At 59.6% G+C, this 21,457-nt stretch carries 22 protein-coding genes; 4 read left to right on the plus strand and 18 right to left on the minus strand.

The window, feature by feature from the left end:
* The first annotated feature begins 9 nt into the window (after positions 1-9).
* A complete protein-coding gene (locus tag TM1040_RS11340; RefSeq protein WP_011538729.1) occupies positions 10-624 on the plus strand; it encodes a class I SAM-dependent DNA methyltransferase in 615 nt (204 codons plus the stop codon).
* Positions 621-1,469 carry a tRNA glutamyl-Q(34) synthetase GluQRS gene (gluQRS, locus tag TM1040_RS11345; RefSeq protein WP_011538730.1) on the plus strand — a complete coding sequence of 283 codons (849 nt, stop codon included), beginning with the start codon at positions 621-623 and terminating at the stop codon, positions 1,467-1,469. Before TM1040_RS11340 ends, gluQRS begins: the two co-directional genes overlap by 4 nt.
* Before the next feature lie 9 nt (positions 1,470-1,478).
* Here gluQRS and hisI read toward each other — a convergent pair whose 3' ends face one another.
* Positions 1,479-1,868: a phosphoribosyl-AMP cyclohydrolase gene (gene hisI / locus TM1040_RS11350; RefSeq protein WP_011538731.1), complete on the minus strand. Its 390-nt coding sequence runs from the start codon at positions 1,866-1,868 to the stop codon at positions 1,479-1,481.
* 59 nt (positions 1,869-1,927) lie between these two features.
* Between hisI and TM1040_RS11355 the strand changes: the two genes are divergently transcribed.
* Positions 1,928-2,380: an iron-sulfur cluster assembly scaffold protein gene (locus TM1040_RS11355; protein WP_044027121.1), complete on the plus strand. Its 453-nt coding sequence runs from the start codon at positions 1,928-1,930 to the stop codon at positions 2,378-2,380.
* 236 nt (positions 2,381-2,616) lie between these two features.
* Here the strand turns inward: TM1040_RS11355 and TM1040_RS20560 are convergent, their stop codons facing one another.
* The 5 genes from TM1040_RS20560 to TM1040_RS11375 form a co-directional block, all read right to left on the minus strand.
* Positions 2,617-2,739, minus strand: a complete 123-nt coding sequence (locus tag TM1040_RS20560; RefSeq protein ID WP_256378221.1) for a hypothetical protein — start codon at positions 2,737-2,739, stop codon at positions 2,617-2,619.
* A gap of 146 nt (positions 2,740-2,885) precedes the next feature.
* Positions 2,886-4,976: an ATP-dependent DNA helicase RecG gene (gene recG, locus TM1040_RS11360; RefSeq protein WP_011538734.1), complete on the minus strand. Its 2,091-nt coding sequence runs from the start codon at positions 4,974-4,976 to the stop codon at positions 2,886-2,888.
* A 7-nt stretch (positions 4,977-4,983) separates the two neighbouring features.
* Complete coding sequence (gene ligA / locus TM1040_RS11365) at positions 4,984-7,203, minus strand: NAD-dependent DNA ligase LigA (protein ID WP_011538735.1); 2,220 nt, start codon at positions 7,201-7,203, stop codon at positions 4,984-4,986.
* A 177-nt stretch (positions 7,204-7,380) separates the two neighbouring features.
* Complete coding sequence (gene ctrA, locus TM1040_RS11370) at positions 7,381-8,100, minus strand: response regulator transcription factor CtrA (RefSeq protein WP_011538736.1); 720 nt, start codon at positions 8,098-8,100, stop codon at positions 7,381-7,383.
* A gap of 125 nt (positions 8,101-8,225) precedes the next feature.
* The gene (locus TM1040_RS11375) at positions 8,226-8,504 is read right to left on the minus strand and encodes a DUF1153 domain-containing protein (RefSeq protein WP_011538737.1); all 279 of its coding nucleotides are present in this window, start codon (positions 8,502-8,504) and stop codon (positions 8,226-8,228) included.
* 157 nt (positions 8,505-8,661) lie between these two features.
* On the opposite strand from TM1040_RS11375, the gene mnmA reads away from it, so the two are divergent.
* Positions 8,662-9,807 (plus strand): tRNA 2-thiouridine(34) synthase MnmA, encoded by a 1,146-nt coding sequence (mnmA, locus tag TM1040_RS11380; protein ID WP_011538738.1) that lies wholly within the window; start codon positions 8,662-8,664, stop codon positions 9,805-9,807.
* Positions 9,808-9,874: 67 nt separating this feature from the next.
* On the opposite strand, the gene lpxB is transcribed toward mnmA, so the two are convergent.
* The 12 genes from lpxB to frr all read right to left on the minus strand — a co-directional run bounded on the left by lpxB (position 9,875) and on the right by frr (position 21,340).
* Positions 9,875-11,035 (minus strand): lipid-A-disaccharide synthase, encoded by a 1,161-nt coding sequence (gene lpxB, locus TM1040_RS11385; RefSeq protein ID WP_011538739.1) that lies wholly within the window; start codon positions 11,033-11,035, stop codon positions 9,875-9,877.
* A gap of 3 nt (positions 11,036-11,038) precedes the next feature.
* Entirely contained in the window at positions 11,039-11,827 is a 789-nt protein-coding gene (locus TM1040_RS11390; RefSeq protein WP_011538740.1) for an LpxI family protein, read from the minus strand.
* A 13-nt stretch (positions 11,828-11,840) separates the two neighbouring features.
* Entirely contained in the window at positions 11,841-12,626 is a 786-nt protein-coding gene (gene lpxA / locus TM1040_RS11395) for an acyl-ACP--UDP-N-acetylglucosamine O-acyltransferase (RefSeq protein ID WP_011538741.1), read from the minus strand.
* A complete protein-coding gene (fabZ, locus tag TM1040_RS11400) occupies positions 12,626-13,108 on the minus strand; it encodes a 3-hydroxyacyl-ACP dehydratase FabZ (RefSeq protein ID WP_005617880.1) in 483 nt (160 codons plus the stop codon). Before fabZ ends, lpxA begins: the two co-directional genes overlap by 1 nt.
* Before the next feature lie 63 nt (positions 13,109-13,171).
* A complete protein-coding gene (locus TM1040_RS11405) occupies positions 13,172-13,717 on the minus strand; it encodes an OmpH family outer membrane protein (RefSeq protein ID WP_011538742.1) in 546 nt (181 codons plus the stop codon).
* A 95-nt stretch (positions 13,718-13,812) separates the two neighbouring features.
* Positions 13,813-16,149: an outer membrane protein assembly factor BamA gene (gene bamA / locus TM1040_RS11410; protein ID WP_044027122.1), complete on the minus strand. Its 2,337-nt coding sequence runs from the start codon at positions 16,147-16,149 to the stop codon at positions 13,813-13,815.
* A gap of 209 nt (positions 16,150-16,358) precedes the next feature.
* Positions 16,359-16,487: a hypothetical protein gene (locus TM1040_RS20565; protein WP_011538744.1), complete on the minus strand. Its 129-nt coding sequence runs from the start codon at positions 16,485-16,487 to the stop codon at positions 16,359-16,361.
* A gap of 139 nt (positions 16,488-16,626) precedes the next feature.
* Positions 16,627-17,979, minus strand: coding sequence for an RIP metalloprotease RseP (rseP, locus tag TM1040_RS11415; protein ID WP_011538745.1), 1,353 nt, complete (start codon positions 17,977-17,979; stop codon positions 16,627-16,629).
* A 4-nt stretch (positions 17,980-17,983) separates the two neighbouring features.
* Positions 17,984-19,156: a 1-deoxy-D-xylulose-5-phosphate reductoisomerase gene (gene dxr / locus TM1040_RS11420; RefSeq protein ID WP_044026748.1), complete on the minus strand. Its 1,173-nt coding sequence runs from the start codon at positions 19,154-19,156 to the stop codon at positions 17,984-17,986.
* A 46-nt stretch (positions 19,157-19,202) separates the two neighbouring features.
* On the minus strand, positions 19,203-20,000 hold the full coding sequence (locus TM1040_RS11425; RefSeq protein ID WP_011538747.1) for a phosphatidate cytidylyltransferase: 798 nt from the start codon (positions 19,998-20,000) through the stop codon (positions 19,203-19,205).
* Entirely contained in the window at positions 19,997-20,767 is a 771-nt protein-coding gene (locus TM1040_RS11430; RefSeq protein WP_011538748.1) for an isoprenyl transferase, read from the minus strand. Before TM1040_RS11430 ends, TM1040_RS11425 begins: the two co-directional genes overlap by 4 nt.
* 9 nt (positions 20,768-20,776) lie before the next feature.
* Positions 20,777-21,340 carry a ribosome recycling factor gene (frr, locus tag TM1040_RS11435; RefSeq protein WP_011538749.1) on the minus strand — a complete coding sequence of 188 codons (564 nt, stop codon included), beginning with the start codon at positions 21,338-21,340 and terminating at the stop codon, positions 20,777-20,779.
* Positions 21,341-21,457: the final 117 nt, after the last annotated feature.

A 21,457-nucleotide genomic window follows, 5' to 3' on the forward strand; every position in this document is an offset into this window, starting at 1 on the left:
ACTGGGATCATGAGTGATACATTCCTCGAGAAAACATATGAGTTGAACACAGTCGAAGAGACTGTCGATCATTACAACCGCTGGGCCGAGAGCTACGACACGGAGATTGCGGAGAACAACTACGCAACGCCGGGTCGCATTGCAGATGCACTTTGGTCCGTTCTACCGGACGCAGAGGCGCCCCTCCTCGATTTTGGATGTGGCACCGGGCTTTCGGGGATCGCGCTGCGACGCGTCGGCTATGAGCAGATCGACGGGATGGACCCTTCGTCAGAGATGCTGAAGGTCGCCCAAGGCAAAGGCGCCCATCGTCACCTCTCCGTTGTGGACCCCGACAGCCGCAAACCGTTCAAATCCGGCGTCTACAAGGCCGTGGTCGCCTGCGGCGTGCTTGGGACCGGAGCCGCACCTGCCTCGGTCTTTGGGCATCTGATGCACTGCCTCAATCGTGGCGATCTGCTGGCGTTTTCGCTGAACGATCATGCCCTTGCCGACCCCTCATATATCGGTGCCATGAACGAATGGCTTGATTGCGGGGCTGCGCGGTTGCTATTCAAGGAACATGGCCCCCACCTGCCGGGCCTCAACCTGAACGCCTGCGTCTATGTGATTGAAAAAGTGTGACATTCACAACTCGTTTTGCCCCTTCTCCGACGGGGCCTCTGCACTTGGGCCATGCCTATTCCGCGTTGCTCGCTTCTGATTTTGCGCGCCAGCAGAACGGTCGATTTCTGCTGAGGATCGAAGACATCGATCAGACGCGCGCCCGAGCCTCTTGGGAAGAGCAGATCTATCAGGATCTTGCCTGGCTTGGTCTCAGTTGGCCGGAGCCGGTCTTGCGCCAATCTTCACGCTTGCCCCGATACCGCGCCGCGCTGGAACGCCTGAGCGCATTGGGGCTGACCTATCCCTGTCGCTGCAATCGCGCCGATATTGAGGCCGCGGCAGGCGCACCTCAGGAGGGTGTGCCGCAGTTTGGCCCCGACGGGCGCATCTACCCCGGCACATGCCGCCAGCGACCGCTCTCGGATGCACGCCCAACCGACGTGATCCGCCTCAATATGAAGGCGGCGCTCGCACGGCTCCCAGCCCTGAGTTTTATTGAGACATCCGAGGAACTTGGCGGCCATATCTCGCTTGATCCCGAAGAACTTGTGCAAGCAGTCGGCGATATCATCCTGGTGCGCCGCAATATGGGCAGTTCCTATCACCTCTCGGTGGTGGTGGATGACGCCGATCAGGGCATCACGGATGTGGTGCGCGGTGCGGATCTCTTTGAAAGCACGCAGATCCATGTGGTGCTGCAGACGCTTCTGGATCTGCCAGTCCCGCGCTACCATCATCACCGCCTGATCCGGGACGATCAGGGCAAGAGACTTGCCAAACGCGATGATGCCCGCGCCATTTCAAAATACCGTTCCGAGGGCGCCAGCCCGCAAGATATCAGACAACTCGTCGGGCTAGATTAGCATTTTAGATCAGGATATTGGCGTCATGATCTCATGCTCTTCGCCATCCCGAATAGCCGTGTAGAAACAGCTGCGGCGATTGGTGTGGCAAGCAGGCCCGGTCTGACGCACCATTGCCAAAAGCGCATCACGGTCGCAATCGACGCGCAGTTCGACCAGTTCCTGCACATGGCCCGAACTCTCCCCCTTGATCCAGAACGACTGGCGCGAGCGCGACCAATAGGTCACCCGCCCGGTCTCGAGCGTTTTGGCGACGCTCTCCGCGTTCATCCAGGCCATCATCAGAATCTCGCCGCTTTCCACATCCTGAGCAATACAGGGCACAAGGCCAGCTTCGTTGTATTTGAGCGTCTCGGGCGAGAACTTCACCAAATCGTGCATGTTAAAAACCTTTTGCATCTCAGGGGCACGCCCCTATGTATGAGGAACACGGTGCAAGGGAAACCCAGGAACACGACATGTCCGGCGAAACCGATCTGATCAAGCTCTACTCCACCAAGATCCTCGCACTGGCGGCTGATATTCCCCATCTTGGGCATCTCGAGCAGGCCGATGCCACGGTAAAACGCCGCTCGCCGCTTTGCGGATCAACAGTGACGGTGGATGTGACCCTTGAGGACGGAAAAGTCGCGCAGTTTGCGCAGGACGTCAAAGCCTGCGCTTTGGGTCAGGCTGCAGCTGCCGTTGTGGGCGCCGCCATCATCGGACGCAGCGCTGCCGAGGTGGAGCGGGCCCGTGATCAGCTGAAGGCAATGCTCACCGAAGGCGGGCCGGTGCCGGAGGCTCCGTTCGACGGGCTCGAAGTACTGATCCCTGCGCGGGACTTCAAAAACCGTCACGCCTCGATCATGTTGGCGCTAGAGGCCACGCTGGAGGCGATGCAAACGGCGCAAAAAGCAGACTGCGCCTGATCCGGTTGACCTGCAACATCCCACGTTAACAGAAAAAACCGCCGCTCATCCGGGCAGATGGCGGCGGCAAGTGATCGCGCGGTCATGCGGGACCCGGTGGGCACCAATCACCAGAAACGAAGTTTCTGGTGCGGATCGAACAGGCAATCGATCCTAACACGGGACTTGAGGCTGGTGCCCCCGGCATGACAGCACAGAAGAAACTGAGAACGGGTTACGAAACTGAAAAACGTCGCTCAGACGAGACCCGGAAGATGCAGGCCCACGATCAACATCACGACCAAAGCGGCCGCACCGAGAGTATCCTGCAGCAATGTGGATTGTGCGTTGCGCAGCGCGGTTTTGAATTGCGTGACCATCTGAAAACCTCCTCGATCTCTGTCTGACGTTTGCAACGTCTTGTTGTCCTTTTGTTCTCATTTTAAGCGAGTCGTGTAAAGAACTTTCTAAGAACATTTGCGAACAAACTGGAACAAAAATCTGTCAGGATAGGAACACAGGCCAATTAGCCGACTGAAATCAACCGGATAGCCTCATCCTGACGCAACAACCACAAGAGCGTTCTTGCTGCGCGCCCGCGCGCACTGGAGAGATCGGGATCCGAGGTCATCAATGCGCGCGCATCGCTTTGCGCGATTGCCATCAGATCCGACTGACGCTCGAGATCCGCGATATGGAACCGTGGCAAACCAGATTGTGCCGTGCCGATGACGTCTCCGGCACCGCGCATTTGCAGATCGGTTTCGGCGATGACAAATCCATCTTCGCTCTCGCGCAGCACCTCGAGCCGCTTGCGTCCGCCTTCGGTCAGGGGCGGCTGATACATCAGCAAACAGGTGGACTGCGCCTCGCCGCGCCCCACCCGTCCCCGCAATTGGTGCAGTTGGGCAAGGCCAAAGATCTCGGCACGTTCGATCACCATGATCGACGCGTTGGGGACATTGACCCCGACCTCGATCACGGTGGTCGCCACCAGAACACGGGTGCGGCCTTCTTGAAACGCGAGCATGGCGGCATCTTTTTCCGCTGGCGGCATTTGGCCATGCACCAGCCCCACCACCTCCTCGCCCAAGACCGCGCGCAGGTGTTTGAACCGCTCGTCCGCAGCGGTCAGATCCATCACCTCGGATTCCTCAACCAGCGGGCAGACCCAATAACACTGCCGTCCCTCGTCGATGGCACGACGCAGGTGGTCCACAACCTCGGACATCCGCTCTGTGCTCAGAATCGCAGTCTTGATCGGTTTGCGTCCTGGCGGTTTTTCATCGAGGATCGAGACCTCCATATCGCCATATTGGGTCAACGCCAGCGAGCGCGGAATCGGCGTCGCGGTCATGACAAGAACATCCGCGCGCTTGCCTTTTTCAGCCAGTTCCATGCGTTGCCGCACGCCAAAGCGGTGCTGTTCATCGACGATCACGAGGCGCAGATCGTCAAAGACGACATCTTGCTGGAACACCGCATGAGTGCCGACAAGAATATGGATGTCGCCCCGCGCGAGGGACTCCAGTTTGGCGCGACGGTCCTTGCCCTTGTCGCGTCCGGTCAGGATCTCAAGAACGACACCGGCGTCTTCGGCAAGCGGCTTGAGCCCTTCAAGATGTTGCCGCGCAAGGATTTCTGTCGGCGCCATCATCACACCCTGACCGCCAGCCTCGACCGCAACCAGAAGCGCCATGAAACCGACCAGCGTTTTCCCCGCTCCCACGTCGCCTTGCAGCAAACGGTTCATGCGCCGCTCAGAGCCCATATCGGCGGTGATCTCTTCTATGGCTCGCCCCTGCGCCCCGGTGGGGCGATAGGGCAATGTGGCAAGCACCTTTCTCTGCAGCGTGCCCGTCGCGACTGACCGCCGTCCCGGCAGGTCCCGCTCCACCGAGCGGGCAATCGCAAGTGTAAGCTGGTGCGCAAAAAGCTCGTCATAGGCAAGGCGCGCGCGCGCCGGGGCCTGTGCGCCTAGATCCTCCAGCGTCGCGGGCGCATGTGCGGCAGAAATCGCCGCGTGCCAATCCGGCCAGCCCTGTTTCGTTTTTTGCGCGGGATCCATCCACTCTGTGAGATCCGGCACCCGCGCAAGGGCGCTCTGGACGGCCTTGTACATGGTTTTTTGGGTGATGCCGTGTGTCAGATGATAGACCGGCTCAAAGTCCGGAATGTCCCCGGCTTCTTCTAGCGGCAGCATGTGTTCGGGGTGGACCATCTGAGCCATGCCATCAAATAGCTCAAGCTTGCCCGAAACCACACGCCGCGCGCCTTCCGGCAATTGCGCGGTCAGATACCGGCTTCGGCCGTGGAAAAAGACCAGCTGAAACTCAGTCTCCTGGTCCGTCACGTCGATGCGATAGGCACCGCCCCGGTTGCGGGCCGGACGATGGCGCCCCACGGTGACTTCGACCGTTGCGGTCGTCGGCAGATCCAACCCCCGGATGGTTTCGCGCCTACGCCGGTCAACAACGCTGTATGGCAGCGAGAACAGAAGATCGCGGGGGGCCGTGATATGCAGCTGCGCAAAATGCTCGGCAATCTTTGGTCCGACGCCTTGCAAGGTCTCAAGTTCCGCGAAAAGCGGGAACAATTGTTCTGGGCGACCGCTCATGATGCGTCTATGCCTGCCCGATCAAGTCCAGCCATCCGTCCTCATCCAATGTCTGAATGCCGAGCTCTGCAGCCTTGGCGGCCTTCGACCCCGCGCCCGGTCCGGCCACAAGAATATCGGTTTTCTTTGACACCGACCCAGACACTTTGGCCCCAAGCGCCTCGGCGCGCGCCTTTGCCTCGGCGCGGGTCATTTTTTCGAGCGTGCCGGTAAAGACGACGGTCTTGCCCGCAACGGGGCTGTCATCTGCCGGGGCATCCGGTTCAATAATCTCTAGATGCGCGATCAGACGATCAAAAGCGGCGCGTTCTTCGGGGTTGGCAAAGGCATCCGACAAAGACAAAGCCACGGTTGGGCCAAGCCCATCCACACTGATGAGATCATCCCACGCCGCCTGCGAGTCCGGCGCAACTGCACAGGTTGCAACCGCGGCATTTCGGGCCTCAGAGATTTTTGCACGGCGCGCACTGGCTTGTGCCTCCTGCCGTTCAACAATCTCGGCTTCATCCGCAGCCCGGTGCGCCAACGCCGCTGCGCGCGCGAGATCCGCGGCCTCCGCCAGGGCGCTCCAGGTCCGGAAATGCAGGGCAAGGTCCTTGGCGGCAACTTCTCCCACATGGCGGATCCCGAGGCCAAAAATGAGCCGGGCAAACTCAATTCGCCGCTTGTCCTCGATGGCTGCAAACAGAGCAGACGCAGATTTCTCCCCCCAGCCTTCGCGGTTTTTCAACTGCTGCAAACCAGAGCCATATCTCTGTTGGAGCTCAAAGATATCGGCGGGTTCCTTCACCCATCCATCGCTGTGGAATTGTTCCACCTGTTTGGCGCCCAGCCCTTCGATGTCAAAAGCCGCGCGCGAGACAAAATGCTTGAGTTTCTCAACCGCCTGCGCCGGGCAAATCAACCCGCCGCTGCAACGTCGCACAGCATCACCTTCTTCGCGCACCGCGGGGCTGTCGCATCGGGGACAGCGCGTGGGGAACGCATAACGCTCCGTGCCCTCGGGGCGTCGGCTCAGATCGACGTCGGCGACCTTTGGGATCACATCGCCCGCGCGGTAGATCTGCACCCAGTCCCCGACGCGGATGTCCTTGCCGCCCCGGATCGGAGCGCCTTTGGAATCAAGTCCCGCAATATAGTCTTCGTTGTGCAACGTGGCGTTGGAGACAACCACACCGCCCACGGTCACCGGATGCAGACGCGCAACCGGGCTCAGGGCGCCGGTGCGTCCAACCTGAATGTCGATCCCCTCAAGGTGGGTCCAGGCCAGCTCGGCCGGAAACTTATGCGCAATGGCCCAACGTGGCGTCGTTGACCGAAAGCCAAGACGCTCTTGCAAGGACAGATCGTTCACCTTGTAAACAACTCCGTCTATGTCATAGCCGAGATCCGCGCGCTGCTCCTCGATGGCGTGATAATGCGCGAGCAGCTCGGAAATCTGCTCGCAGCAGCGTGTCAGCGGATTGGTCTGAAAGCCAAGGGACGCCAGTCTCTCGATCGCGTCAATTTGCGTTTCTGCGAGAGGTTCAGACAGCTCTCCCCAGCTATAGGCAAAGAACCGCAAAGGTCGGGCGCGGGTGATTTCAGCATCGAGCTGGCGCAGCGAGCCCGCCGCCGCATTGCGCGGGTTGGCAAATATCTTGCCGCCGGTCTCGGCATGACGCGCATTCAGAGCCTCGAAATCTGCGTGGCTCATGTAGACTTCGCCACGCACTTCCAGGACCTCGGGCGCGCCAGAGATTTCTTGCGGAATATCGCTGATGGTGCGGGCGTTTTCGGTGACGTTTTCCCCCACCGCGCCATCGCCGCGGGTTGCAGCTTGCACAAGTTTGCCCGCCTCATAGCGCAGGGAAAGCGAAAGCCCGTCAATTTTCGGCTCTGCGGTGAAGGCGAGCGGAGCCTCGGAGGAGAGCCCCAGATAGCGGCGCAACCCGACAGCAAAATCCTCAACATCCTGATCTTCAAACGCATTTCCGAGGGACATCATACGTTGCGCATGGGTGACCTTGCCAAAGCCAGAGGCGGCCGGCGCGCCAACGCTCGCTACACGGGTGCCGTCTTTGGCCAAGATGGGAAAGGCGTCTGCAAGGGCCAGATAGCGACGCTTGAGGCGATCGTAATCCGCATCCGACAGAGTGGGCGCGTCTTTTTGGTGATAGTCGTGATCGGCTTTTTCGATCTTGGTCTGCAGCGCCTCAAACTCAGCGCGCGCGTCGGCCTCATCCATCGACCGGGGATCCTGCTCTGTCATTCTGGCTCCGCCCTTTGGGTAGTGTTCTGCCCATGGTGATAGTGCCCGCAATGAGAGAGGTCCAGTGTCAGATCTAGAGACGCAAAAACCCCGCCGGGATGCTCAGCCCGACGGGGTTTTTAAATGAATGGGCTATGATGGCCCGTCTGACGTTCAGGCGCCGACCGCCATGCGTGGCCCACCAGCGGAGAGATCTTCTTGCGGATCTCGCAGCACATAGCCACGGCCCCAGACGGTTTCGATATAGTTCTCGCCGTCGGTTGCTGTGCTGAGCTTTTTGCGCAGCTTGCAGATAAAGACGTCGATAATCTTGAGCTCGGGCTCGTCCATTCCGCCATAGAGGTGGTTCAGGAACATCTCTTTGGTCAGGGTTGTGCCCTTGCGCAACGAGAGCAGCTCGAGCATCTGGTATTCCTTACCAGTGAGATGCACAGATTTCCCTTCGACATCAACGGTCTTGGCGTCAAGGTTAACCGAGATCTTGCCCGTCTTGATGATCGACTGCGAATGCCCTTTCGAGCGACGAATGATCGCGTGGATCCGGGCGACCAGCTCTTCACGATGGAAGGGTTTGGTCAGATAGTCATCCGCGCCAAAGCCAAAGCCTTTGATCTTGTTCTCGGTGTCATCAGCACCGGAGAGGATCAGGATCGGGGTCTCGATACGCGACAAACGCAGCTGACGCAGAACCTCATGGCCGTTCATATCCGGCAGACCAAGATCCAGAAGGATCAGGTCGTAGTCATAGAGCTTGGCCAGGTCTATGCCCTCTTCGCCAAGATCCGTGGTATAAACGTTCAGGTTCGCATGAGTCAGCATCAGCTCGATGCTTTTCGCTGTCGTGGGATCATCCTCGACCAGAAGAATGCGCATATTAGGTCTCCGCCTGTACTCTGTTGTCCTCAGGTTGCGTTAACCTTGCTGCGAAAAGGTTAATGTCTCGTTACCATGTTGGTTAATTTTTTAGGATCACACAAGTTAACGCGGCGGTTTTTACCTTAAGGATTACGGAAATCCTTTAGGCGCGTGGTTTTCAATGCGTCTTCGCCATGATCAGCAACGGCGGCAACCCAGCTTCTGAACTCCTCTTCACTGAGGTTGTAGAGGCGCAATGCCTCGGTCTGGGGAATCAATCCGTACAAAACTCCGCGCACAACGGCCGCCTTGCGCGAGGCAACCCAGCGTTTCGTGGTCTGAGGCGGCAAATCCGCCCGAGTCATGACTGTTCCGTCCGGCAGAGTGACCGCACGGGGGCCATCAACTTTCTTTAAAAACATCGCTATGCCCTTACTAGGATGCGTATTCAGCTTGATACGGGCAGAGTGGCGCGGAGGCCTTAACGCGAAGTGAAATCGGCCCCTTGAGAATACTTAGCATTTTCCTATATTCTTCGATGCTTTCCATCTTCCCCACTCGACTCGTAAGGAGTACGCCATGGCGCTGGACAACGAGGCACCAGTGAATTCGCTAGGTTTTGCAAAATCTCCCGCCGAGACGCGTGTCGTCGTCGCCATGTCTGGCGGCGTAGATAGCTCTGTTGTGGCAGCATATTTGGCCGATCAGGGCTATGATGTGGTGGGTGTGACGTTGCAGCTTTATGATCACGGCGCGGCGCTTGCGAAAAAAGGCGCCTGCTGTGCGGGCATCGATATTCACGACGCACGCCGTGTCGCAGAGGAACGCGGCTTTCCGCACTATGTTCTGGATTATGAGAACATTTTTAAGGATGCCGTCATCGACGAGTTTGCTGACAGCTATCTGGCGGGCGCAACGCCGGTGCCCTGCATCCGCTGTAATGAGCGTGTGAAGTTCAAGGACCTGCTGGAAACGGCCAAGGATCTGGAGGCTGACTGCATGGCAACCGGCCACTATATCCAGCGCAAGATGGGGGAACACGGGCCGGAGTTGCATTCTGCCGAGGATGCCAACCGCGATCAGAGCTATTTCCTGTTCTCCACCACACCAGAGCAGCTCGATTTTCTGCGATTCCCGCTAGGCCATTTGCCTTCCAAGGACGCAACCCGCGAGATGGCGGCGCAGTATGGCCTGTCGGTTGCTGATAAACCGGACAGTCAGGATATCTGCTTTGTGCCCAATGGCGATTACGCTTCGGTCATCCAGAAACTGCGCCCTGGTGCTGCTGAACCCGGACAGATCGTGCATGCTGATGGCCGCGTGTTGGGGGAACACAACGGGGTGATTCACTACACCATCGGTCAACGCCGCGGTCTTGGCATCGGGGGGCTCAGCGAGCCGCTCTACGTGGTGAAGCTTGATGTGGACCAGAAACAGGTGATCGTCGGCCCCAAGGAAATGCTGGCCACCCGCCGGGTGCCTGTACGCGAAATCAACTGGTTGGGCGATGCACCTTTTACCAGCCGTGACGAATGGCACCTGAGCGTCAAAGTGCGCTCTACCCGCCCGCCGCGCGACGCGATCATCCGCCCGATCTCAGAGACAGAGGCCGAGGTGGAGCTCTTTTCTGCCGAAGAAGGCATCTCGCCCGGTCAGGCCTGCGTGTTCTACGACCCCAATGGCAGCCGAATTTATGGCGGCGGTTGGATCTGGAAGGGTCAGTAAACCAAAAAATGCGGGAGCCTTCGGGCTCCCTTTTCTTTTGCTTGATACAAAAAGGGCCGGCTCAGGCTTATGGGAGCCGCGCGAGAACTGCGCGGGCGGCACGTAGACCCGGCGCTTCACCGCCTTCCCCCACCCGTTCCATCGTGAGGCGCATGGCATCTTGCTGCGCCTCGGGTGCCATCGACACCTGATCGAGACGCGCCGCAATGGTTTCGGCGGTGCAATTGGGACCAAGGCATTCCGGCACCACGCGGGTGTCGCTCACCAGATTGACCAATGTCACCGTATCAATCAGCGCCATGCGCTTCATGATCTGCCAGGTGAGCCAGTTGAACCGATAGGCAATCACCATCGGTGTACGCGCCGCGGCCAATTCGAGCGAGACAGTCCCAGACGCAGCCAGCGCCAGATCGGCAGTGGCAAAGGCTGCGCGCTTGTGCGCGGCAAACACTGCGGGCGCATGATCCGCCGGATCCAGCACGAGGCTGTCCGCAGGCCAATTCGCCAGTGCCTCGCGCACCATAGGCGCCACATGTGATGCGGATGGGACAACGATCCGGTGGTCGGGGTGTTTGGCTTTGAACTGTGCAAGTGCTGCACCGAACACATCAGCAAGGCGCTCCACCTCGGACCGCCGCGAGCCCGGCAGCGCCAAGAGAACGGGCGCATCGCCCAGATCAAACGCCGCGCGAAACGTTGCAATTTCCGCCTCGCTCGCCTTGGGCTCAGCCACAACCGGATGGCCGACAAAATCGCACTCCATCCCGGCGGCTTCCATATAAGGCGGCTCGAACGGCAACAGTGCCAGCACATGATCGATGACCTTCGCCATCTTTGTCGCGCGCCCCGGCCGCCACGCCCAGACGGAGGGCGCAACATAATGAACGGTTCGAATATCGCTGGCGTCTTTCACCAACTTTGCCACCCGCAGAGAAAAATCAGGGCTGTCGATGGTGATCATTACGTCAGGCTTCATCGCCACCACCGCATCGGCGGTTTCCTGAATGCGGCGCTTGAGGTCGAAATACTTCGGCAAGACCTCGGCAATCCCCATCACGGACAGCTCTTCCATGGGAAATTGCGACTTCAGCCCCTCGGTCTGCATCAGACTGCCGCCGACGCCTTCAAAGGAAACGTCGGGCGCGAGCGTTTTGAGGCCCCGCATGAGCGCCGCGCCAAGGCGGTCACCCGAAGGCTCCCCCGCAAGGACAAACACCCTGAGGCCCAAGGCTCAGGCCTCGCGCAACCAGAGGAACAGGCCGTGGCGGTCGCAGGCGGCCACTACCTCTTCTCGGTCGAGCACAATCACGCCCTCCGCCTCGAGCACAATCCCGTTGAGACCAGCGCGTGCTGCACCTGCGACGGTTGCCGGTCCGATGGTGGGCAGATCCGCGCGTCTGTCCTGCCCGGCCTTTGGGGCCTTGTAGAACAGACCGCCCTGCCCGTCCGGGCGTTGCGCAAGGCTTTCGAGCATCCAGTCGGTGCCAAAAAGCGTCTCAATCGCAATCGCTTGCCCGGAGCGCACGGCACAGGCTTGACCGATGTCTGCGGCGCTAAGACCAAAGGCAATCACGGCGGCACGTTCAGCATCCGCCTTGTCGATCTCGCCAGGTTTGACCTTGGTAGGCACGCCCTCGGGCATCAGAAGATCCGGCGCGATCTCATGTGCGGCCTTCACCTCAAAACCGCTCTGTTCGAGAATGCCGATCACCGCACGCAAGGCACCGTCGTCGCCTGCGGCGATGGCCGCTTGCAACACGGGCACCAGCGGCAAGGTTGCGCCATCAATCGCGCTTGGGTCGATCTGTGGCCGCGTCACTGCCCCGGCCATGCAGACCTGCGTGATCCCTTTGGACTTCAGCTCCTCCAGAAAGCTGCCAAGCTGTTCGAGGCGAAAGGTCACATCCGCCTCGACCTGATCCGGTTCTGATCCGGACATGGCGCAAACCATTGGGCGCTCGGGCAGACGTGCGATGAGCTCCGCAGGCAAGGCACCGCGACCAGCAATGAGTGCAATCATAATCGGACCTTTCTCAGCCGCCGGGAGTCAGGAAGTGGCGGTCGCTCTGACCGGTGATAAAGGCCACGATTTCCTGCACATATTCGCTGTCGTTTTCATCGCCCAAGCGGCGGGCGCGTTCGGAGAACGTCCCCTCGCCCTGCGCCAGCATCTGAAAGGCTGCACGAAGGGCGGTGATGTCCGCGCGACTCACACCGCGCCGTTTCAGGCCCACAAGATTGAGCCCATCCAATTCGCCGCGCGAGGCCTGCACGAGACCGTAGGGAATAACGTCATTCGTCACCATGGTGACAGCGCCGATGATTGCGCCGCGGCCGATGCGCACCCATTGATGGATGCCCGACAGCCCGCCGATGATCACGTCATCCTCAAGCACACAATGCCCTGCAATTGCGGCAGAATTCACCACGATCACACGGTCGCCCACCTGCGCGTCATGGGCGATGTGGCAGCCAGCCATGAACAGCCCGTCATCCCCGATCCGGGTCACGCCGCCGCCGCCTTCGGTGCCCGCGTTCACGGTCACGTGCTCGCGGATGCGGTTGCGCTTGCCAATCACGGTGCGGCACTTCTCGCCCTTGAACTTCAGATCCTGCGGGATCTCGCCCAGCACAGAGAAGGAAAACACAACCGTGTCATCGCCGATCTCCGTGTCGCCGGTCACGACCACATGGGACTTCAGCACCACGCGGTCGCCCAACACCACCTCAGCGCCGACGATGCAAAAGGGGCCGATTTCGCAGCCTTCGCCGATTTTGGCGCCATCCTCGATAATGGCGCTGGGGTGAATCGTGCTCATCAGCCGTCCTTTCCGTCCCGGTCGATCATCGCGGTGAACTCGGCCTCAGCGGCGAGTTCGCCATCAACGGTGGCGCGACCGGAAAACTTGAAGATCTTGCCACCGGGTTTGCCGCGCACCGTCTCCACATGCATTTCCAGCACATCACCGGGAACAACCTTGCGGCGGAATTTGCATTTGTCGATATTCATGAAATAGATCAGCATATCGGTGCCGATCAGATCCATGCCAACCCCGAGCATCACACCAGAGGTCTGCGCCATCGCTTCGACGATGGTCACACCGGGCATGATCGGAGTACCGGGGAAATGGCCCTGAAAATGCGGCTCGTTCATGGTGACATTCTTGATGCCGCGCGCGGATTGATAGCCGTCGATATCGACCACCTTGTCCACCAGCAAAAACGGATAGCGATGCGGCAGAATCTGTTGAATCAAGCCGATATCGGCGCTCTTGAGGTCGGGATTGGCGTCAGCACTCATGGGTCACGTTCCATTGGTTTCGTCAGATATGTGTGGTAGCAATTGCCGCCCCTTCGGGCAAGTTCAGGGCTGATTGCTGTCCGGTTCGCTGGCATCGAGGCCTTCGCCGAGGATGGTGTCGATCCGCGTGATGGCGAGGTCGGTGACATCAATGGCGTCAGCACTCAGAAGCACGGTCGATTGTTCAAGGATCGCAGCAGCTCCGGTTTCTGCCATGATCTGCTCGAGGATCGGGATCGACGTCTGTCGAAACGCCCGCCGTGCCTCGTCTCTGGCGGTGGTGATTTCCACAAACTTTGCTTCTTGGGTCGTGCGGGTTTCCTGCACCTTCTGATCAAAGGCCTGCGCCAAGGCGCGGAACGCCTCCGGGTCGGTGGTGGCGCGTCGCTCTGCCAAATCCAGTTCCTCGGCTCTGAGCTCAGCTTCGATTCGACGGTTTTCCGCCATCAACACGGCGCTGCGTCCTTCCATCTCCCGCGCGATCCGCTGGCCATAGGCGCTCTCGGAATAGAGCCGATCGGAATGGATGGTCAGGATCAGGCTTTTGGGAATGCCGAGATTCTGCTCGGGGGAGAATCCCCCAAGGCCAATCCCCGGCACGGTGGCCACAGGAGGTTCCTGTGCCGTCAAAGTTGCTGCGGGCAGCAGGGCACTCAGCCCCACTGCCCAAAGCAGATGTGTTGAGATCAGACGTCGCAACGGGATTAGAACCGCGCCTGAATGGTCAGGTCGAAGTTCCGCTCCTTGTCGAAGTCTTCCTTGACCAGTGCCTTGGAGAAGTTGAACCGCAATGGTCCAAGGCCCGTGGTCCAGAGAAGCGAAAAGCCGACGACATGGCGGAAGGAGCCGTCGCGTCCGACGACATTGCTGCCGAAATCAGCGTTGGAATCTTCCAGCCCCCAGAGGTTGCCGACGTCATAAAAGAGACCGCCACGCAGGCCGAGCTCTTCCGGCAGGCCCAGAGGGAACTCCGCATCAAAACGCGCGACCGCATAAAGGTTGCCGCCGAGCGCGTCGTCGTAAGAGCCGCTCATATCACGCGGACCAATCCCGCCAGGCTCAAAGCCACGCAGAGTGTCCGAAGTCAGAAGAAAGCGATCGATGGTGCGGCTGCGATTGTCACCGAGCCAGCCAAGATAGCCTGCTTCCACGGTGGCGCGCAGAGTGACCTCTTCGTTGAACACAAGCTTCTGCGCCACGATCTTGCTGGTGGCACGGATGTATTCATTGTCCCCACCAAGACCCGCATAATCGATGCCGCTCTGGACAAGGAACCCGGCCGTTGGGTTGAGACCGGTGCGACGGCTGTCATAGGTGAAGGTCGCCCCGATGGAGCTTGTCGTGCGCTTGCCTTCTGCGATCTCGCGCTGAAGCACCGGACCAACCAGAGGTTGATTGTTGCTGTCGAGACCACGGCTTTCCATCTCGTCCTGCTCAAACCCATACCGCAACTGCAACGATGTGGTTTCGCTGGCATCAAAGGTGATGGATGGGCGGAAGACCACCTCTTTGGTGTCATACTCGGAGTAGCTCGACTCTGTTTCGCTCAGACCGAGGTCGATGGCGAACTGCAGATCACGGCCGAGAAGCTTGGGCTCGCCAAAGCGCAGATTGTAGGCTTCGGTGTCTTCTGTGGTCGAAATATTGAACGACAGTTGCTGACCGCGTCCAAGGAAGTTTTTTTCGGAAATCCCGATTGCCACCCCGATCCCGTCGTCCACCGAGTAGGAACCACCAAGGTTGAACGAACCGGTGGGTTGCTCGACCACATCGACATCAACAATGACCTCGCTTGGCGTGCTGCCCTGACGCACATCCACCTCGGATTCCGAGAAGAAGCCCAGAGCCTTGATACGTTCGGCGCTGTTGCGGATTTCGCGCTGATTGAGAGGGTCGCCCTCAACGATGCGGAACTGTCGACGGATCACCCGGTCGAGAGTGGTGGTGTTGCCTTCAATGTCGATGCGCTCGACAAAGACCCGCGGTCCGCGGACCATTGCAAATTCAACATCGAGTGTCAGATCCCGATCATTGCGCGTGACACGCGGCTCCACCCGCAGGAAATCAATCCCCTGACGCACCGCGAGTTGCTCGAGAGTCTCAATCGCATTTTCGATCAACAGCGGCGAGTAGGTCACGCCCGGCTTCAGGCGCAATTTACTGCGGTAGAGATCCGGATCTGCATCGGCAAACTCGCTGGTGACGGTGATCTCGCCAAACTCAAACTGCTGGCCTTCGGTCACATCCACCACGAGGAAAGCCGCATCGCGCTCCTTTGTAACTTCGGCATTGACGCTGTTGACCCGGAAATCGACATAGCCGCGCGAGCGGTAGAAATCAGTCAACACCTGACGGTCGAACTGGATACGATCCTCGATCAGCGTATCCCGGTTGATCAGAGCCCGCAGGAATGTGGCCTGTTTGGTCTCAAGGATGCGCCGCAAACGCCGATCCGAGAACGCGCGGTTGCCGACAAAGGAGACGCGCTCGACTTCGACGGTATCGCCTTCGGAGATCTCAAAGATGAGATCGACGCGATTGTCGCTGCGGCGGATGATGCGCGGCGTCACCCGAGAGGCCAGACGGCCCTGCGCGCGATAGAGTTCAGCAATTGCGCCCGCATCGCGTTCTGCCTGATCGGCGCTGAACACACGGCGCGGCGAGGATTCAATCACCTCGCCAAGTGCGTCGTCCTTCAGACGTTTGTTGCCCTCAAAACTGATCCGGCTGATGGTGGGAAATTCCACCACTTTGATGACGAGCGTATTGCCACGGGGCACCAGTTCGACAGACTCGAACAAACCGCTGTCAAACACGCCGCGGTAGGCATCGTTGAGCTCACCACCGCTCACCCGCTCTCCTCGCGAGAGGCCCGTATAGGCCACGATGGTCGAGCTTTGAATGCGCTGGTTTCCCTCGACGCGTACATTGGTGAACCGGAATTCCTGAGACTGCGCCGGCAGCGGCGCGATCCCAAGCCCGATCGCCAGCACCGCAGAAAGCGCGGTGGTTCCCAGAAAGCCCTTAAAAGAAACGGACATTGCGCCCTCTCGGCGCGCATCGCGGGCACATGCCGCGTTTTTCCCCCAGACCATCAATTATACCCAATTATTATAGCAGCTTGATAAGCTGCGTACCGGGTTTGAACCCCGTTGTCAAAAACAAGAAAAGCAGCAGGCGTGGAGCCGCTGCTTTGAAATTTTGCCTAAGCTGTTTTGGCTTCGCAGAAATCTGCGGCTGCGCCCTCTGATCAGAGAAAAGAGCCGATCCAGACCCCGGCAAAAATAGCAAAAGAGATCGCCCCCACAAACAGGACGCGGTCGATGTTCAGGCGGACCAGAAGGTCCAGACCTTCATAAGATCGCTGCAGCGTATGCATGAAAGTTCCCCAGATTCACTTATGGTCCGGCAGCCGCCGGAATCACTCACCCAAAGAGAAGCTAGGAAAGATTTGTGGCGAGATCTGGGCGGGAACGAGGCAAGGCTGCCCCATCCCGCCCAAGCGCCATGGCGCAGTCTCAGCAGAACAAAAGATCGTTGCTGACGGAAAAGATCATCAGACCAAGGATCAGGGTCAGGCCGATGGTCATCAGGATCTGCATCGCGCGATCATTCGGGGGCTTCCCGGTCACGGCCTCATAGGCAAAGAAAACCAGGTGACCGCCATCCAGCACCGGCACTGGAAAAAGGTTCAAAAGACCAATCCCTGTCGACAGCGCCGCAATCAACCAGATGAAATTCATCGCCCCCTGGCTTGCCAGAGTTCCGGAAATCTCGGCGATCGCAACCGGGCCAGAGAGGTTGCAGGTGCTGATCTGACCCGTGATCATGTGTTTCAGACCCGAAAGGGATTGTTCAATCATGATCCAGACCTGTGTCACCCCCTGCCCGACGGCGGCCACAGGCGAGACCGACTCGCGCGCAGGCTCAAAGGCAAGCCCGCCGGCGATCCCGATCCGCCAATTGGTCTGGAACCCGCCATCGGCTGTCGGTTCATCGGTTCGGCGTGGCGTTAGTGTCACCTCGCGTGTCTGGCCCGCGTTCCAGACGGTCAACTCCAAGGGCGCACCCGCACCGGTCTCGACACGTTCCTTCAAGTGGGAGAAGGCAAAGATCTCTTCACCATCGACCCCTACGATCACATCGCCTTCGCGCAGGCCTGCGTCAGATGCCGCGCTGCGCGGCGCCACACCGGAGACGAGGCTTGGGGTCAGATAGGGCCCGCGGGCGATCATTTCCTGACCGTCGCGCACAACGCGATACTCCAGAACCTTTTCCACTGGCAGGCCGCCCTCGAAGGCGCCCCAAGCAACGGCGTCAGAAAAATCTGGCGTCACGATCCCTGCGACCGACAGAATTTCGTCACCGGGCTGCAGGGTGTAGCTCTCTGCGGGCAGTGGCTTGATTTCGCCTACTGCAAAAGGCTCCTGCATCTGGCCCCGGCTCAGATTGACGCCGGTGAAGATCACTGCCGCAAGGACGAAGTTGAAAATCGGACCCGCCGCCACGGTTGCCGCCCGCGCCCAGAGCGGCGCGCCATGCATGGTTTTGCGCAGCAGTTCAGGGTCGCGCTCGGCCGCCGAAATCGCGCTGGCATCCTTGCCAGAGGCCGCGTCCGCGTCGCCCAGAAATTTCACAAACCCGCCAAACGGAAAGGCCGCCAGCTGCCATCGGGTGCCGCGCTTGTCGACCCGGCTGGCCAGCACCGGGCCAAACCCCAGCGAGAAGACCTCCGGATGAATGCCGCACCAACGTCCCACGATGTAATGACCGTATTCATGCACGAACACGATGATCGAAAGCACCACGACAAAGCTGCCGATCGTGTAAAGGAGCCCGCCCAGTTGCGAGACCAAAAATACTGCGTCCAAAACTCTATCCTGTTCGTTGCGTCACGACCTGATCCACCGCCCTACGCGCCAGATCGTCAACTCGGGTGACGTTTTCAAGTGTCATTGAGGCATCAATAAGGCCCGGTTGGGCCTCGAGCGTCGCCAGTCCTTCTTCAGTTAGGCTGGCCATGTCCAGAAAACCAATGCGCCCCGCGATAAAGTGATCGAGCGCGCGTTCCTTGGCGCCGTTGAAGGCCGCCCCGCTCAGCCCGCCACGCCGCATGACCTCTTGCGCAAGCCTCAGCGCCGGATAGCGCTGAAGATCGGGCGCGCGAAATTCCAGCTGGCCGATTGCGGCCAGATCGAGCCGCGCCACCGGCAGCGCATTGCGGTCCGGCCAGTGCAACGCATAGCCGATGGCATGGCGCATATCCGGCGCGCCAAGGTGGCTCATGAGCGCACCATCGCGAAATCCGACCAGCGCATGAACCAGCGACTGGGGATGCACCAATACCTCGATCTGCTCAGGCGCAACACCAAAGAATTCTCTGGTTTCAATGACTTCAAGCGCCTTGTTGAACATCGACGCACTGTCGATCGTGATCCGCTGCCCCATGTCCCAATTGGGATGAGAAGAGGCCTCGGCCAATGATGCCGTTTTTAACCGTTCCAGCGGCCAGTCCCGAAAGGCACCGCCCGACGCAGTGATGATGATACGCTCGACCTCTTCGATACGTTCGCCGACAAGCGCCTGAAACACAGCTGAGTGCTCACTGTCCACGGGCAAAATCCGCGCGCCGTGATCTGCAGCGGTCTGCATCAAAAGCGCGCCCGCACAGACGAGGGATTCCTTGTTGGCCAGCGCCAGCGTCGTGCCCTGCTCCAGCGCTTTGAGGCCCGGCGCAAGACCCGCAGCGCCCACGATGGCCGACATGATCCAATCCGCAGGACGGCTTGCGGCCTCCACCAGGGCCGCCGCGCCCGAGGCCGCTTCAACGCCACTGCCCGCAAGCGCGGAGCGCAGCTCCTCAAGCCGGGCGTCATGCGCCGTGATCGCTATATCTGCTTGCAGTTCTATGGCGTCCCGCGCCAGCTGCGCCACATTATGCCCACCGCTGAGCGCCACCACGTCATAGGCGTCGGGGGCGCGGCGGATCAGGTCAATGGTGCTCTGCCCGATTGATCCCGTTGCCCCAAAAATCGATATCTTTTTCATAGTGACCCCATGCATCACCCGCCCCGCGCCCCGCGTTGGGGCAGGTTCATCCCCAGATGATGGCGATCAAGAAACAGAGTGCCCCAGCGCCCAGCATGCCATCAAAACGGTCAAAAACACCGCCGTGGCCCGGGATGATCTGGCTTGAATCCTTGACATTGCGGTAGCGTTTGACCGCGCTTTCCACGATGTCACCAGCCTGGCTTGCCATCGACACAAAAACCGAGATCCAAACGAGGCTCCAGGGAAGACCGACAAAGAGCGCAAAGACCAGCCCCACGCCTGCTGCAGCGCCCCAGCCGCCAGAGGTGCCGGACCAGGTCTTCTTTGGGCTGACGGCAGGCCAGAGTTTCGGTCCGCCGAACGTCTTTCCAGCAAAGTACCCTGCCACATCCGTCGCAACGACGACGGAAATCAGCCAGATGGTCCAGGTGACTCCCATGCCCTCACGCATCCAAATCAGTCCAAAACCGCCAAGAAGCACCCAGACCAGGATCGCCAGAAACGAGAGGTTGCGCTCTTCGAGGATGCGGGTTCCTACCACCATCGGCACCGCGAGAACCAAGAGCGCGAGAAACAGCGGCACGATTGACGCAACGCACACCGCAGCTGCAGCCAGCGCGCCAAAGCCAAGCGCAAGGAGGCTCCCATCGGTACGATACATCCGGGTGACTTCCCAGAAAACCGCGCCCACGCTCAGGGACACAAACAGGGCAAACGCAAGGTTGCCGAGATAAATCGCAGCGCCGCCCAACAGGGCCAGCACAACCGCAGAGGCAGTGCGCGGTCCGAGATCGGCCCAACGGTTCGCCTTGGAGGCATGCGCGCTAAGAGGTGTTTTCATTTCTTGGTGGCCCCGAACCGTCTGTCTCGATTGCCGAAGTTACGACACAGGCGCGCCAGTTCTTCGGATGAAAAATCGGGCCACAGCGTGTCGATGAACTCGTATTCAGAATAGGCGGACTGCCACAGCAAGAAATTCGAGATCCGCGCCTCACCTGAGGTACGGATCACCAGATCCGGATCCGGCAGCACATGGGTGTCGAGATAGCGCGGCAGGGTTTCTTCATCGACGTCCCTGGGGTCCAGCCGCCCATCCGCAACATCCTGTGCCAGACGCTGAGTTGCGCGTGCCACCTCATCCCGCCCGCCGTAATTCAGCGCAATGGTGAGGTGAGTGCCGTCATTGCCTGCGGTCTCGAGCTCGAGCGCATCCATCAGCTGCACCAGTTTGGTGTCGAGCCGCACGCGGTCTCCGATGAAACGAACGCGCACATTCTTTGCCGCCAGCGCCTTCATTTCCTTGGAGATATAGCGCCGGAACAAGCTCATCAGGCCTGCGACCTCGACCTGTGTGCGTTTCCAGTTTTCAGTCGAGAAGGCAAAAATCGTGAGATACTTGATCCCAAGCGACGGACAGCATTCCACCACTTCGCGCACGCGCCGCGCGCCCGCATGATGCCCGAACAGCCGTGGCCGCCCGCGCGCCTGCGCCCAGCGGCCGTTGCCATCCATGATGATCGCTACATGTTTCGGCCCGTCACCAACGCCCGGTGCAGGATCTCCCGCACCAGCCGCACGCGGCGTTGCGCTATCTGTGACGAGTGACATCTGAGCTGATCAAACCTGCATGATTTCGGCTTGCTTGGTCTCCAGCGCAGCGTCCACGGCCTTGATCATCTTGTCGGTCAGTTCCTGAACCTCGGTCTCCCAGAATTTCTGGTCGTCCTCGGACATGCCGTCGGCTTTGGCTTTCTTGATCTGATCCATCCCGTCGCGGCGCACATTGCGGATCGACACGCGGGCGTGTTCGGCATATTGGCCGGCAACCTTGGTCAACTCGCGGCGGCGTTCCTCGTTCAACTCGGGGATCGGCAGCATGATGATGGTGCCATTAAGCTGCGGGTTGATACCGAGGCCCGACTCGCGGATCGCTTTTTCAACTTTGCCAACGAGACCCTTGTCCCAGACATTGATGGTCACCATACGCGGCTCGGGCACGTTCACGGTGCCCACTTGGTTGATCGGAGTCATCGACCCGTAGGCATCCACCATCACCGGTTCCAGCATCGACGCGGAGGCGCGACCGGTGCGCAGCGACGCGAATTCTGTTTTGAGATTCGCCATCGCGCCGTCCATGCGGCGTTTCAGATCATCGGTGTCCAGTTCAAACTCTTCAGACATTCTGCTCTCCCCTTGCTTGAGGCGGTCTTGAGGATGGCTCTTACGCCATCATGTATAGATTGTATAGCGATCTCGGCGGACAAACACCCGCGAAACCTTCGGAACTTGGTGAAATTG

The organism is Ruegeria sp. TM1040 (assembly GCF_000014065.1).
In the GTDB taxonomy this organism is placed as follows: Bacteria; Pseudomonadota; Alphaproteobacteria; order Rhodobacterales; family Rhodobacteraceae; genus Epibacterium.

What these genes read in the sequence shown, in the direction of transcription:
- TM1040_RS11340 (WP_011538729.1), top strand. Translation starts at nt 10, where the DNA reads ATGAGTGATACATTCCTCGAGAAAACATATGAGTTGAACACAGTCGAA.
- hisI (WP_011538731.1), bottom strand. Translation starts at nt 1,868, where the DNA reads ATGCAAAAGGTTTTTAACATGCACGATTTGGTGAAGTTCTCGCCCGAG.
- TM1040_RS11355 (WP_044027121.1), top strand. Translation starts at nt 1,928, where the DNA reads ATGTCCGGCGAAACCGATCTGATCAAGCTCTACTCCACCAAGATCCTC.
- TM1040_RS20560 (WP_256378221.1), bottom strand. Translation starts at nt 2,739, where the DNA reads ATGGTCACGCAATTCAAAACCGCGCTGCGCAACGCACAATCCACATTG.
- recG (WP_011538734.1), bottom strand. Translation starts at nt 4,976, where the DNA reads ATGAGCGGTCGCCCAGAACAATTGTTCCCGCTTTTCGCGGAACTTGAG.
- ligA (WP_011538735.1), bottom strand. Translation starts at nt 7,203, where the DNA reads ATGGATGAGGCCGACGCGCGCGCTGAGTTTGAGGCGCTGCAGACCAAG.
- ctrA (WP_011538736.1), bottom strand. Translation starts at nt 8,100, where the DNA reads ATGCGCATTCTTCTGGTCGAGGATGATCCCACGACAGCGAAAAGCATC.
- TM1040_RS11375 (WP_011538737.1), bottom strand. Translation starts at nt 8,504, where the DNA reads ATGTTTTTAAAGAAAGTTGATGGCCCCCGTGCGGTCACTCTGCCGGAC.
- mnmA (WP_011538738.1), top strand. Translation starts at nt 8,662, where the DNA reads ATGGCGCTGGACAACGAGGCACCAGTGAATTCGCTAGGTTTTGCAAAA.
- TM1040_RS11390 (WP_011538740.1), bottom strand. Translation starts at nt 11,827, where the DNA reads ATGATTGCACTCATTGCTGGTCGCGGTGCCTTGCCTGCGGAGCTCATC.
- lpxA (WP_011538741.1), bottom strand. Translation starts at nt 12,626, where the DNA reads ATGAGCACGATTCACCCCAGCGCCATTATCGAGGATGGCGCCAAAATC.
- fabZ (WP_005617880.1), bottom strand. Translation starts at nt 13,108, where the DNA reads ATGAGTGCTGACGCCAATCCCGACCTCAAGAGCGCCGATATCGGCTTG.
- bamA (WP_044027122.1), bottom strand. Translation starts at nt 16,149, where the DNA reads ATGTCCGTTTCTTTTAAGGGCTTTCTGGGAACCACCGCGCTTTCTGCG.
- TM1040_RS20565 (WP_011538744.1), bottom strand. Translation starts at nt 16,487, where the DNA reads ATGCATACGCTGCAGCGATCTTATGAAGGTCTGGACCTTCTGGTCCGC.
- dxr (WP_044026748.1), bottom strand. Translation starts at nt 19,156, where the DNA reads ATGAAAAAGATATCGATTTTTGGGGCAACGGGATCAATCGGGCAGAGC.
- TM1040_RS11425 (WP_011538747.1), bottom strand. Translation starts at nt 20,000, where the DNA reads ATGAAAACACCTCTTAGCGCGCATGCCTCCAAGGCGAACCGTTGGGCC.
- TM1040_RS11430 (WP_011538748.1), bottom strand. Translation starts at nt 20,767, where the DNA reads ATGTCACTCGTCACAGATAGCGCAACGCCGCGTGCGGCTGGTGCGGGA.
- frr (WP_011538749.1), bottom strand. Translation starts at nt 21,340, where the DNA reads ATGTCTGAAGAGTTTGAACTGGACACCGATGATCTGAAACGCCGCATG.